The 12,648-nt window shown below is 71.5% G+C and carries 10 protein-coding genes and 1 pseudogene; 7 read left to right on the top strand and 4 right to left on the bottom strand.

From position 1 onward, the window contains the following. The first annotated feature begins 116 nt into the window (after positions 1-116). The 5 genes and pseudogenes from ACWCP0_RS25660 to ACWCP0_RS25640 form a co-directional block, all read left to right on the top strand. Positions 117-1,019: a dihydrodipicolinate synthase family protein gene (locus ACWCP0_RS25660; protein ID WP_451081137.1), complete on the top strand. Its 903-nt coding sequence runs from the start codon at positions 117-119 to the stop codon at positions 1,017-1,019. Between the two features lie 51 nt (positions 1,020-1,070). Beyond that, positions 1,071-2,072 (top strand): proline racemase family protein, encoded by a 1,002-nt coding sequence (locus ACWCP0_RS25655; RefSeq protein ID WP_451081136.1) that lies wholly within the window; start codon positions 1,071-1,073, stop codon positions 2,070-2,072. Then, positions 2,069-3,028: an ornithine cyclodeaminase family protein gene (locus ACWCP0_RS25650; RefSeq protein ID WP_451081135.1), complete on the top strand. Its 960-nt coding sequence runs from the start codon at positions 2,069-2,071 to the stop codon at positions 3,026-3,028. Before ACWCP0_RS25655 ends, ACWCP0_RS25650 begins: the two co-directional genes overlap by 4 nt. A gap of 42 nt (positions 3,029-3,070) precedes the next feature. Continuing rightward, positions 3,071-3,781, top strand: a complete 711-nt coding sequence (locus ACWCP0_RS25645; RefSeq protein WP_451081134.1) for a GntR family transcriptional regulator — start codon at positions 3,071-3,073, stop codon at positions 3,779-3,781. 117 nt (positions 3,782-3,898) lie between these two features. Next, a pseudogene (locus tag ACWCP0_RS25640) lies at positions 3,899-4,724 on the top strand (alpha/beta fold hydrolase); the annotation flags it as partial. Positions 4,725-4,769: 45 nt separating this feature from the next. On the opposite strand, the gene ACWCP0_RS25635 reads toward ACWCP0_RS25640, so the two are convergent. Further along, positions 4,770-5,165 carry an ATP-binding protein gene (locus tag ACWCP0_RS25635; RefSeq protein ID WP_451081200.1) on the bottom strand — a complete coding sequence of 132 codons (396 nt, stop codon included), beginning with the start codon at positions 5,163-5,165 and terminating at the stop codon, positions 4,770-4,772. A gap of 140 nt (positions 5,166-5,305) precedes the next feature. Then, on the bottom strand, positions 5,306-5,932 hold the full coding sequence (locus ACWCP0_RS25630) for a trimeric intracellular cation channel family protein (protein ID WP_451081133.1): 627 nt from the start codon (positions 5,930-5,932) through the stop codon (positions 5,306-5,308). A 200-nt stretch (positions 5,933-6,132) separates the two neighbouring features. On the opposite strand from ACWCP0_RS25630, the gene ACWCP0_RS25625 reads away from it, so the two are divergent. Continuing rightward, on the top strand, positions 6,133-7,308 hold the full coding sequence (locus ACWCP0_RS25625) for a sensor histidine kinase (protein WP_451081132.1): 1,176 nt from the start codon (positions 6,133-6,135) through the stop codon (positions 7,306-7,308). A 175-nt stretch (positions 7,309-7,483) separates the two neighbouring features. Here the strand turns inward: ACWCP0_RS25625 and ACWCP0_RS25620 are convergent, their stop codons facing one another. After that, positions 7,484-8,134: a response regulator gene (locus ACWCP0_RS25620; protein ID WP_451081131.1), complete on the bottom strand. Its 651-nt coding sequence runs from the start codon at positions 8,132-8,134 to the stop codon at positions 7,484-7,486. A 142-nt stretch (positions 8,135-8,276) separates the two neighbouring features. Between ACWCP0_RS25620 and ACWCP0_RS25615 the strand changes: the two genes are divergently transcribed. Then, complete coding sequence (locus tag ACWCP0_RS25615) at positions 8,277-10,868, top strand: SpoIIE family protein phosphatase (protein ID WP_451081130.1); 2,592 nt, start codon at positions 8,277-8,279, stop codon at positions 10,866-10,868. A gap of 16 nt (positions 10,869-10,884) precedes the next feature. Here the strand turns inward: ACWCP0_RS25615 and ACWCP0_RS25610 are convergent, their stop codons facing one another. After that, positions 10,885-12,414: a helix-turn-helix domain-containing protein gene (locus tag ACWCP0_RS25610; protein ID WP_451081129.1), complete on the bottom strand. Its 1,530-nt coding sequence runs from the start codon at positions 12,412-12,414 to the stop codon at positions 10,885-10,887. Positions 12,415-12,648 lie beyond the last annotated feature (234 nt).

Genomic DNA, 12,648 nt, shown 5'->3' with positions numbered 1-12,648 from the left:
CGGGAGACTCGCCTGGACGCCGACGGTTCGTCAGACATGGGCACCGTGACGGCGCTTGCCCTTGTGGCGACGTCACGACGATTAGTAAAATGTCACACCTCACACTAGGAGTCGCCATGGCACCCGCATCCCGCACGCGCCCCTGGCGCGGCATCATGGTCGCCACCGCCCTGCCCCTCCGTGACGACCTCTCCATCGACTACGACGCCTTCGCCGCCCATGTCGCCCGGCTGATCGAGCACGGCTGCGACGGCGTCGTCCCGAACGGCTCCCTCGGCGAGTACCAGACGCTCACCGATGACGAACGCGCCCGCGTCGTCCGTACCGCCGTCGAGGCGGCGGGCGACGGGAACCGCGTGATGCCGGGTGTGTCGGCGTACGGGAGCGCCGAGGCCCGCCGTTGGGCCGACCAGGCCGCCGAGGCCGGCGCCGGATCCGTCCTCCTCCTGCCGCCCAACGCCTACCGTGCCGGTGAGGACGCGGTCTCCGCCCACTACGCCGCCGTCGCGCGCTGCGGCCTTCCCGTCGTCGCGTACAACAACCCGCACGACACCAGGACCGATCTCACCCCCGCCCTGCTCGCCCGGCTGCACGGCGAGCAGAGCATCGTCGCCGTCAAGGAGTTCAGCGGTGATGTGCGCCGGGCGTACGAGATCGCCGAATTCGCACCGGGGCTCGACCTGCTGGTCGGCGCGGACGACGTCCTGCTCGAACTCGCCCTGGCCGGCGCGGTCGGCTGGATCGCCGGATATCCCAACGCGCTGCCCGCCTCCTGCGCCGCGCTCTACCACGCCGCCGTCGCCGGGGACCTGGAAACCGCGCTGCCGCTCTACAAGTCCCTGCACCCGCTGCTGCGCTGGGACTCCAAGGCCGAATTCGTCCAGGCCATCAAGCTCTCCATGGATCTGGCGGGCCGTCCCGGCGGTCCGACGCGTCCGCCGCGCGCACCGCTCACGGGTGAGCAGGAGACGGCCGTTCGCGCCGCCACCGAGAAGGCGCTCGCCGAAGGCCACCAGTAGCCACCAGTAGCCACCGGCAGCCGCCGGGAACCAGCAGCGAGAAGGGGACCCATGCGCACGCGTCACGTCTACCATGCCGTCGACTCGCACACCGAAGGCATGCCCACCCGCGTCGTCACCGGCGGTGTCGGGGTCGTCCCCGGCGCCACCATGGCCGAACGCCGGCTGTACTTCATGGAGCACCTCGACCACATCCGCACGCTGCTGATGTACGAGCCGCGCGGACACTCCGCCATGAGCGGCGCGATCCTGCAGCCGCCCACCCGGCCGGACGCCGACTACGGAGTGCTGTACATCGAGGTGTCCGGACTGCTGCCCATGTGCGGCCACGGCACCATCGGCGTCGCCACCGTCCTTGTCGAGACCGGCATGGTGCCCGTCATTGAACCCGTCACCACGGTCCGCCTCGACACCCCGGCCGGGCTCGTCGGCGTGGACGTACAGGTCTCGGACGGCGAGGCCATCTCCGTCACCCTCACCAACGTGCCGTCGTTCTGTCTCGGGCTCGACCGCAAGGTCGATGTACCCGGACATGGCACGGTCACCTATGACATGGCATACGGCGGCAACTTCTACGCGTTCGTCTCCCTGGACGCCCTCGGCCTGCCCTTCGACCGTGCCCGCAAGGACGACCTGCTCGCCGCCGGACTCGCTGTCATGGACACCATCAACGCCACCGACCGGCCCGTCCACCCGGAGGACCCCGGTATCGGCGGCGTCAAGCACGTCTATCTCGCAGCCCCGGGCTCGGACTCCGTACGGTCCCGGCACGCCATGGCCATCCACCCCGGCTGGTTCGACCGCTCCCCGTGCGGCACCGGCACCAGCGCCCGGATGGCACAGCTCCACGCCCGCGGTGAACTGCCCCTCGGCCGTGACTTCGTCAACGAGTCATTCATCGGCACGGAGTTCACCGGCCGCCTCGTCGGGGAGACCACCGTCGGCGGACTGCCCGCCGTCGTCCCCACCGTCACGGGCCGCGCCTGGATCACCGGCACCGCACAGTACTTCCTCGATCCGTCCGACCCGTTCCCGGGAGGCTTCCTCCTGTGACCGCGCACGCGAAGGACCTGCTCCTGTTCGGCGCCGACGACATCGCGGCGCTGCTGGCACCCGCCGCCGCGGCCGACGCCGTGGAGGCGGTGCTCAGGGACGGCCTCGACCCCGAGAGCTGCCCACCCCGCACCCATGTCCCGGTGACGGCGGGCCAGTTGCTGCTGATGCCCGCCGCGGCCGGGACGTACGCAGGGGTGAAGATCGCGGGCGTCGCCCCGGCGAACCCCGCGCGCGGACTGCCCCGGATCACCGGGAGCCATCTGCTCCTCGACGGGGAGGCCCTGGTGCCGCTCGCCCTGTTCGACGGGGCGGCGCTCACCGCCCTGCGCACACCGGCCGTCTCCGCCGTCGCCCTGCGGCACCTCGCCGCGCCCGGCGCCGGGCACGCCGTGCTCTTCGGCGCCGGAGCACAGGCCCACGGGCACCTGGAAGCGGCCCTCGCGGTCCTGCCGTTGACGCGGGTGACGGTGGTCGCGCCACGCCGGGAGCCCGCCGAGGAGCTGGCCGCACACGCCCGGACACGAGGGCTCGACGCCCGTACCGGCACTCCCGACGATGTGGCGGACGCCGATCTCGTCCTGTGCTGCACCACCGCGCGCCGGCCGCTGTTCGACGGCCGGCTGGTCCCGGACCACGCCACCGTGATCGCGGTCGGCTCGCACGAGCCGGACGCCCGCGAGACCGACACCGCGCTCGTGCGCCGCTCGGCGGTGTACGTCGAGGCGCGGACGGCCGCCGGCCGCGAGGCCGGTGATCTCATCGTTCCCGAGACGGAAGGAGTCATCGGTCCCGACCACATCAGGGGCACGCTCGCCGAGCTGGTCACGGGACGGGCCACCGCGGCCGCAGGTTGTCCACAGCTCTTCAAGAGCGTGGGCATGGCCTGGGAGGATCTTGCCGTGGCCGCCGCTGTCCATCGGGCGGCCACGAGCCGACCGGGCAGCGCAACGTGACATTGTACGCTTGCCCTCCACTGGATTCTCGGAGGAAGCGCCATGGGGGACCTGAAGCAGATCAGCCTGATCACCGCTCAGGAGCGGCTTCGCGACCAGGTCGCCCACGCCCTGCGTGCCGCGCTGGTGGCGGGCGAACTCCGCCCGGGCCAGGTCTACTCCGCGCCCGGCCTGGCGGCCGACTTCGGGATCTCCGCCACACCGGTTCGCGAGGCGATGCTCGACCTCGCCCGTGAAGGCCTGGTGGAACCCGTCCGCAACAAGGGCTTCCGGGTCACCGAGGTCAGTGAGCGTGACCTCGACCAGTACACCGAACTCCGCGCGCTGATCGAGGTGCCGACCATCGGCGCCGTCACCCGGCTGGCGACGAGGGAGCAGTTGGAGAAGCTGCGCCCCGTCGCCGAGGAGATCGTGATGTACGCCAGCGGCCACGACCTGATCGGCTACCTCGACGCGGACCGCCGCTTCCACCTCGGCCTGCTCGCCCTGGCCGGCAACGACCGCCTGGTCGAGACCGTCGGAGACCTGCGCAAGCGCTCCCGGCTCTACGGCCTCACCCGGCTCGACGAGCTCGGTCTGCTGATCGCCTCCGCGGTGGAGCACCACGAGCTGCTCGATCTGATGCTCGCCGGGGACGCGCAGGCCGCCGAGGCGTGCATGACCCGCCATCTCGGCCATGTCCGCTCACTGTGGGCGGAGGCCGCGGACGGGCCGGTGGAGCCTCGTCCGAAGCGCGGTACCGGCATCCGCTGACGGCCCGGGTCCGGACCCGGCCCCGGCCCCGGACCCGGACCCGGCCCGGCACGGCTCGCAACGCCGACCGCCCGGTCCCCCTCCTCGTATGGCGTCGTGAGGAAACGAGGGGGCTCCATGCCCGAGATCGGACTCTCCGCAGGAACCATCGCATACGAGGACACCGGCGGCCCCCGGCCCCGTCGTCGTCCTTCTCCACGGACTCGTCCACGACGCCGGCGTCCGGCGCAAGGTCAGCGCCGACCTGGCGCGGGACCGCCGCTGCATCGCCCCGACCCTCCCGTACGGCGCCCATCGCACCCCCATGCGCCAGGATGTCCCGCTCGGCCCGGACGTGGTCAACGAGCTCGTCGCGGAGCTGCTCGACCGGCTCGGCCTGGACGACGTCACCCTCGTCGAGAACGACTGCGGCCGCGCCCAGAGCGTCGCCGCCCGCCACCCCGAGCGCCTCGCCCGGCTCGTCCTCGTCTCCTGCGAGGCCTTCGACAACTACCCCCCGGCGTGCCCGCCAAGATGATCCCCCTGGCCTGCCGTGTCCCCGGCGCCATCACGGTGCCGGCCCGCACCCTGGCACTCAAGCCCCTGCGAGGACTCCCGGTCGGAATCGGGGCGCTCACCAAGTACCCCGTCCCGGACGAGATCGTCGACGGCCTGGCTCCATCCGCTCCTCCACGACAAGGCGATCCGGAACGACTTCCGGCGCTACGGCCTCGCCGTGCGGAAGACGGAGCTGCTCGAAGCCGCCGAAGGCCTGCGGAAGTTCGACAGACCGGCGCTGGTGGTGTGGGCGACCGAGGACCGGATGATGCCCCGCGACCACGGCCGCAGACTCGCCGAACTCCTGCCGCAGCGGCGGCTCGTGGAGATCGAGGACAGCCGCACGCTGGTCGCGGAGGACCAGCCCGAGCGGCTCGCGGCGACGCTGCGCTCGTTCATCGCGGAGAGAACGGGTGCGGTCGTACGTCGCCGCCGCCCACGCCGTCGCCGCTCACGCCGCCGCGAGCTGGAACCACACCCATTTGCCGCGGTCACCGACCGTCGTCACACCCCAGGACCAGGCCAGCGCCTCCAGGAGGTCCAGCCCGCGACCGGTCTCCATGGCGTCCGCCGGTTCGTCGCCCGAGCGGGCTCCGCCACCCATGCCCGGCTCGGTGTCGAAGACCGCTCCGGTGATGCCGCCGGCGGCCTCGTCACGGGCGACGGCGACCTCGATGACGACGCCGTCGGCATGGCGTACGGCGTTCGACACCACCTCGGACAGCAGCAACGCCGCGGTCTCGGTGATCTCGCAGTCCGCGGGGGCGACCTCCTCGAGGACGCGGCGGGCCTGAGCCGCTGCGCGGGGGTGACGGGGCAGGATGGCGACAGCGCCGTTTCCGGTCATGAGTGCGCTCCAAGCAGTCACAGTCGGGGAGGTCCGTCCGTCGGACCGGTTGTCCCGCCGATTTTCTGGACTCCTTCCAGCGTGGCGGCGCGGGAGGGGCCCGGAGCGTTGCCTTCTGCCGGTTTCCGGGCTGTCGTACGTCACATCGCGACGCAACTTTCGTCGTGTGACGGCCGCGGGCTCGACGTCGGCAGATTCATCCGCCGGAAGATCGCGGTCATCCGCAGGACGAACACCAGGCCCGCCGGCACCGGTGTGGCCACACCGGTGCCGACGCCCGCCCGGTCCAGCAGCACGTAGCACACGGCGCCGGCGAGCGCGGCGGTCGCGTACACCTCCTCCCGCAGCAGCAGCGGGGGGAACTGCCCGCACAGCACGTCCCGCGCCACCTCGCCCGTCACGCCGGTGAGCACCGCCAGGATGATGACCGCGAGGGGAGTGACCCGCGCATCGACGGCGGCGCGCGCCCCGATGACGGTCACGACCGCGAGCCCGAGCGCGTCGACGATCATCAGCGCCCGCTGGGGCAGCTCCCACCTGTGCAGATACGCCGTGGTCGCGACGGCGACGACACCGAAGACCGCCGGCAGCACCCAGTCGTGCGTCCAGTACAGCGGGTGACGGTCCAGGATCAGGTCCCGCAGGGTGCCGCCCGACACGGAGGCGGCGAACGCGAGGACGAGCCCGCCGAAGGGGTCCATCCGGGAGCGGTGCGCGGCGAGCACACCACTGGCGGCGAACGCGGCGATACCCACGAGGTAGAGCACATGAGCAGGGGTTCAGTCTTGGGGACCGGCACACCGCTGTGGCGTGCCGATCGTCGCGATTCGGTACGACGAAAGTCATACAGTGGCCGAAAGGCGCACGACATGTACGACGTCACGTTCGACTTCGACGTCACGTTCGACGTCACGTTCGATGCGGCGTACGGCGTCATGTACGACGTGCGTGAGGTGGTGAGGGCGCAGTGAGCGGGTGGCGAGGCTGGTCGGTACGGCAGCAGGACGCCCTGCTCACCGCGGTCGTCGTGGTCATCGGCGTCGCCGACACCTGGGTCAAGCCGTCCAACGGGCTGCTCACCGGGCAGCCGATCGCCGTCGCCGCCGTCACCTCGGGCCTGGTCGGCTCCGTGCTGTGGTGGCGCCGCCGGAGCCCCGGCGTGGTGGCCGCGGTCATCATGGTGGGCTACGTGATCACCTTCACCCCGGTGGCCCTGGCCGTGGCCATGTACACCGTCGGCGAGGCGTACCGGCGCATCCGCACCCTCGTCTGGTTCGGCGTCGCGGGCTGCGCGGCGGGGGTGCTCGTGCTGTGGGCCGGTCCGCCGGACTGGGATCTGCGGGCCGCGGCCTTCACGCTCGCGTTCATCCTCGGACCGCTCGTCGTCGGCTACGCCGTCGCCATCCGCCGCGATCTCGCCCTCGAGGCGCAGGCCACGATCGACGCCCTGGAGCGGGAGCGGCATCTGCTGGTCGAGCGGGCCCAGGTGGGCGAGCGCGCCCGTATCGCCCGCGAGCTCCACGACGTGGTCGCCCACCGCGTGGGCAACATCGTGCTCACCGCCGGCGCGCTGAAGGTCGGCCCCGAGGCGCGCGGTGCCCCGGCCGTCGCACGGGCCGCCGAGCTGATCAGGGACGAGGGCCACCAGGCTCTGGACGAACTGCGCGAGGTCCTCGGCGTCCTCACCCCCGGCCGCCGGGGCCGCCAGGACCGGCCGGCCGCAAGGGCACCGCAGCCCGACGCCTCGCAGCTCGACAAGCTCGTCGAACGCTCCGCCCGTTTCGGCCGTCCGGCGACGCTGCGGATCGACGGGCACCCGGAGACGCTGACGGCCCCCGTCCAGCGCGCCATCCACCGCATCGTCCAGGAAGGGCTCACCAACGCCGCCAAGCACGCGCCCGGGGCGTCGGTCGGCGTCGTGGTCGAGTGCCGGCTCGACGGCGTCGAGGTGCAGGTCACCAACGGCAACCCGGCCACCGGCGCCCGGGACGTGGACGCGCCACCGCTGCCACCGAGCGGCGGAAACGGCCTGATCGGCCTGGCCGAGCGCGTCGCGCTGCTCGACGGCAGGATCACGGCGGGGCCGTACGGCAGCGGCTACCGGCTCGACGCCTTCATCCCGCACAGGCCCGCCGCACCGTGATCACCGGCCTGACGGCCGAGTCCCAGCGCCGCCGTACGGACCCGCTCCCGGCACCGGCCCGCAGGACCGACTCCGAGCACCACGCCGAGGCCGGACTTCGAGCACCGGCGTACGGATCGACTTCCAGCCCCGACCGCGGAGGGCGAACGTCACCCCCGGACGCCCTGAGCGTGGGTCAGCGCTCCAGGCGCGCCCGGTACGCCAGCCGGGCGGCCTGCACCCGGTTGTCGGCGCCGATCTTCGCCAGCAGCCGGCTGACCTGGCCCTTGACCGTCCCCTCGCTGATGTGGAGCGCGGCGCCGATATCGGCGTTGGACAGGCCCCTGGCGATCAGCCTCAGCACCTCGAGATCACGCTCCGACAGCGCCTCCAGTGCCTGCTTCTCCGCCGCCGTGAGCTGCGACGCCTGCCCGGCCAGCGTGTCCAGGACCCGCCCGGTCACCGCCGGATCCAGGGCCGCCTTGCCCTCGGCCACCTGACGTACGGCGCGCAGCAGTTCCTCCGGAGGCGTGTCCTTGAGGAGGAAGCCGCTGGCGCCGGCCCGTACGGCCTCGTCGACGTACTCGTCCGCACTGAACGTCGTCAGGATCAGCACCCGGGGCGGCCGCGGCAGCTCCCTCATCTCGCGCGTCGCGGCCAGCCCGTCCATGCCCGGCATCCGGATGTCGAGCAGGGTGACGTCCGGGCTGAACTGGCGGGCGGCATCCACGGCGCTTCGGCCGTCCCATGCCTCGGCCACGACATGCATGTCGTCACTCGACTCGATGATGTCGCTCAGCCCGCGGCGCACGATCTCGCTGTCGTCGACGACAAGGACATGGATCACGGTCCCATCATGCGGCAGGTCGCACCGCGACGCGCCGTCGCCGGCGGCGCCGTGGGCCCGGGCGCACGAAAGATCCGATCGCTTGCGCAGGGTCAGCATCAGGCGGAGTCTGGACCTGATGAAGCAGGCCGGTGAGGGCGTCATGAGCTACGCAAGGAAGGCGACCGGGGACGCCGACTTCCGTGGCCCGCTGGACGTGACGAAGGCTGCCACCTTCGTGGTCGACGGCCAGGACATCGTGGTCGGCTGGAGTCCCGCGGCGCAGGAGCTCCTCGGCTACCGGCCGACCGAGATCATCGGACGGCCTCTCGGCACATTTCTGCTGTCCACGGCCGGATCCACGGCCGGATCCACGGCCGAATCCCCAGCTGGATCCCCAGCCGAATCCGCACCCGGACCCGCGCCCGGACCCGGACCCGCGCCCGGACCCGCACCCGCACCCGCACCCGCACCCACGCCCGGACCCGCACCCGCGCCCGGACCCGCACCCGCGCCCGGACCCGCACCCGCGCCCGGACCTCCACCGGCCGACCGGCCCGCCGGCGAGCCGCTCCTGCCCTGGCCGCCCGAGCGTGACGTGCACATCGCCGTCCACCGCGACGGTCACCGTCTGCCACTCGTCACCGTGGCCTGTCAGCTGTCCGGAACCGGGCCGGCACAGCGGGTCCTCATGGCGGCCGAACGCGAACGGCTGAGGGACTGGGAGTCCCGGCTGGCCATGCTGGACGGGCTGGCTGTCCAGTCACCTCTGGGTTTCGCCATATACGACACCGACTTCCGTCTCGTCTGGTGCAACGCCGCCTCCGAGGTGGAGCTCGGGCTGCCACTCGCGCAACTCCGTGGCAGGCTGGCCGACGAGCTGTACCCCAGAGGCAGGTTCGTGACACCGGGCTACCCGGAAACGCTGCACGCGGTCATGCGCCAGGTGCTGGAGACCGGGGAGCCGATCATCGATCTGCACTTCCGCGGACAGCAGCCCAGCGACCCCGGCAAGGAACACCTGTGGTCCTGTTCGTACTACCGGTTGCAGGGCCCGGACGGTCATGTGTTCGGGGTGTGCGAGGACGCGTTCGACATCTCCGACCGCTACGAGACGCAGCGCCAGCTCAATCTGCTGGTCGAGGCCGGCCGCCGCGTCGGCACCACGCTGGACGTGATCGCCACCACGGACGAGCTGGCCGCCGTGGCGGTGCCCGAGTTCGCCGACCTGGTCGAGGTGGACCTCGCTCCGGCCGTGCTGGAGGGCGAGGTGCCGGGCGTCGCGGGCCCGGCGGTCACCGAGCTGGTCCGCGCCTCCTCCCGCTCGGCCGCATCCGAGGGTTCCGCGGACCCCGCGAACTCCGCGCGGGCACCGGGCCGTCCGCCGCGTCCGGTGGAGTACGAGAACGGCTCGCCCCAGCACCGCAGCCTCGCCTCGGGCGGGCTCGTGCTCGAGGACGACACACTGGTCGTGCCGCTGCGCGCCGGGGGCAGCTCCCTCGGCCTTGTCACCTTCGTACGCCGCAGCGGGTCGGGGATCTTCGACAGCGGTGCCGTCGCGGTCGCGGACGAGCTGGCCGCCCGGGCCGCGGTGTCCATCGACAACGCCCGCCGCTACACGCGCGAACGCGCTGCGGCGCTCGCTCTTCAGCGGCAGCTCCTTCCCCAGTACCTGCCGCCGAACTCGGCGGTCGAGGTGGCTCATCGCTATCTGCCCACGGACGATCTGAGCGGCGTCGGCGGCGACTGGTTCGACGTCATCCCGCTGTCCGGAACGCGCGTCGGGCTCGTGGTCGGGGACGTGGTGGGCCACGGGCTCCACGCGGCGGCCACCATGGGACGGCTGCGTACGACGGTGCGTGCGCTCGCGCCGATGGACATCCCGCCCGACGAACTCCTCAAGCGGCTCGACGATCTCGTGGGGCAGTCGGCGGAGGCCGGTGCGGACCCCCTCGAAGCGGCCGCCGACGACGATGTCGCAGCCGGGGCCACCTGCCTCTACGCGGTCTACGACCCCGTGTCGCGGTCCTGCACAATGGCCCGCGCAGGCCATCTGCCGCCCGCGATCGTGGAGCCCGGCGGGCATGTCAGCTTCCCGGATCTGCCGGCCGGCCCGCCGCTGGGACTCGGGGGACTGCCTTTCGAGTCCCTCGAGGTCCAACTGCCCGTGGGCAGTCTGCTGGCCCTCTTCACGGACGGTCTCGTCGAGTTGCGCGACCGGGACATCGACAAGGGGCTGGAGACCCTGGGGAAGGTCCTCAGCGAGAACTCGAGTTCCCTGGAGGACCTCTGCGACCGTGTCATCTCCGAACTCCTTCCCGGCAGCACCACCACCGACGACACGGCGCTCCTGCTGGTCCGTACCCGCGAACTCGACAGCCGCAGGGTCGCCGCCTGGACCCTGCGCGCCGAGCCGGTCGCTGCCGGCCGCGCGCGGGAGCTGGTGGCCGGCCGGCTGACCGACTGGGGCCTGGATGAGCTCGTGTTCTCCACCGAGCTGATCGTCAGCGAGCTGGTCACGAACGCCGTCAGGTACGCCGAGGGCCCGCTGCACGTGCGGCTCATCCGCGACCGCACCCTCGTGTGCGAGGTTGCGGACGCGGGCCACACCGCCCCCCACCTGCGCCACAGCGCGGACGACGACGAAGGCGGGCGCGGGCTGTTCATCGTGGCCCAGCTCGTCCTGCGGTGGGGGACGCGGTACAGCCGCGACGGCAAGTCCATCTGGACGGAACAGGCCCTGCCCTCGGGCTGACGGCCGTCCTCGCGGATCAGATGTCCCGGAAGGTCTCGATCTGCGCGCCCACCGAGTTGAGCCGCTCCGCCAGATCCTCGTAGCCGCGGTTGATGACGTACACATTGCGCAGCACGGACGTGCCTTCGGCCGCCATCATCGCCAGCAGGACGACCACGGCGGGGCGCAGCGCCGGCGGGCACATCATCTCTGCGGCGCGCCAGCGGGTGGGGCCCTCGACGAGGACGCGGTGCGGGTCGAGGAGCTGGAGGCGGCTGCCGAGGCGGTTGAGGTCGGTCAGGTAGATCGCACGGTTGTCGTAGACCCAGTCGTGGATGAGGGTCTTGCCCTGGGCGACGGCCGCGATGGCGGCGAAGAACGGCACGTTGTCGATGTTGAGGCCGGGGAACGGCATCGGGTGGATCTTGTCGATCGGCGCCTCCAGTTTGGAGGGGCGGACGGTCAGGTCGACGAGCCGGGTGCGGCCGTTGTCGGCGTTGTACTCGGCCGTGCGGTCGTGGTCGAGGCCCATCTCCTCGAGTACGGCGAGCTCGATCTCCAGGAACTCGATCGGCACCCTGCGAATCGTCAGCTGGGACTCGGTGACGACGGCGGCGGCGAGGAGGCTCATCGCCTCGACCGGGTCCTCGGAGGGGGAGTAGTCGACGTCGACGTCGATGGTCGCCACACCGTGCACGGTCAGGGTCGTGGTGCCGATGCCCTCGACGCGTACGCCGAGCGCCTCCAGGAAGAAGCACAGGTCCTGGACCATGTAGTTGGAGGAGGCGTTGCGGATGACGGTGACACCGTCGTGGCGGGCGGCGGCGAGCAGCGCGTTCTCGGTCACGGTGTCGCCACGCTCGGTCAGCACGATCGGGCGGCGCGGTGTGGTCGACCGCTCCACGACGGCGTGGTAGAGGCCCTCGGTCGCGGTGATGTCCAGACCGAAGCGGCGCAGGGCGATCATGTGCGGCTCGATCGTCCGGGTCCCGAGGTCGCAGCCGCCGGCGTAGGGCAACCGGAAGCGGTCCATCCGGTGCAGCAGCGGGCCGAGGAACATGATGATCGACCGGGTGCGCCGCGCCGCGTCGGCGTCGATGGCGTCCATGTCGAGCGTGGCGGGCGGGACGATCTCGAGGTCCGTGCCGTCGTTGATCCAACGGGTACGGACGCCGATCGAGTTGAGGACCTCCAGCAGCCGGTAGACCTCCTCGATACGGGCCACACGGCGCAGGACCGTACGGCCCTTGTTGAGGAGCGAGGCGCAGAGCAGAGCGACACAGGCGTTCTTGCTCGTCTTGACGTCGATGGTCCCGGAGAGCCGGCGTCCGCCGACGACCCGCAGGTGCATGGGCCCGGCATAGCCGAGCGACACGATCTCGCTGTCGAGCGCCTCACCGATGCGGGCAATCATCTCAAGGCTGATGTTCTGATTGCCGCGCTCGATACGGTTGACGGCGCTCTGGCTGGTGCCGAGTGCTTCGGCCAGCTGTGCCTGTGTCCAGCCCCGATGCTGACGGGCGTCACGGATGAGCTTGCCGATGCGTACGAGGTAGTCGTCTGCCATGGCGGCAGGCTATCTCAGATATGAGATGAGGCGCCCCGTGGGATGGACCATTCGAGTGATGCGCTGTTTTGATGGTGCATCATTGGTCCAACTCGGGCAAATCGGACCCGTGTGTCAGTGAGGTGTCGCGTGTCGCGGTGCAACGTGACATCGGGGGCTCACCCCGTCACCCGTGTCCGGGCATGACCGTTCCGCGGTCATGTACTAGAGTTATCTCGACATCGAGATATCTAC

It is taken from the genome of Streptomyces sp. NPDC001970 (assembly GCF_053594115.1).
Note: the sequence above shows the minus strand (reverse complement) of the source record. Positions and strands in the feature narration are given on the sequence as shown.

Bases quoted from the DNA above. Each gene is read 5' to 3' on its own strand.
- ACWCP0_RS25660 (WP_451081137.1), top strand. From the start codon at position 117: ATGGCACCCGCATCCCGCACGCGCCCCTGGCGCGGCATCATGGTCGCC.
- ACWCP0_RS25655 (WP_451081136.1), top strand. From the start codon at position 1,071: ATGCGCACGCGTCACGTCTACCATGCCGTCGACTCGCACACCGAAGGC.
- ACWCP0_RS25645 (WP_451081134.1), top strand. From the start codon at position 3,071: ATGGGGGACCTGAAGCAGATCAGCCTGATCACCGCTCAGGAGCGGCTT.
- ACWCP0_RS25635 (WP_451081200.1), bottom strand. From the start codon at position 5,165: ATGACCGGAAACGGCGCTGTCGCCATCCTGCCCCGTCACCCCCGCGCA.
- ACWCP0_RS25615 (WP_451081130.1), top strand. From the start codon at position 8,277: ATGAGCTACGCAAGGAAGGCGACCGGGGACGCCGACTTCCGTGGCCCG.
- ACWCP0_RS25610 (WP_451081129.1), bottom strand. From the start codon at position 12,414: ATGGCAGACGACTACCTCGTACGCATCGGCAAGCTCATCCGTGACGCC.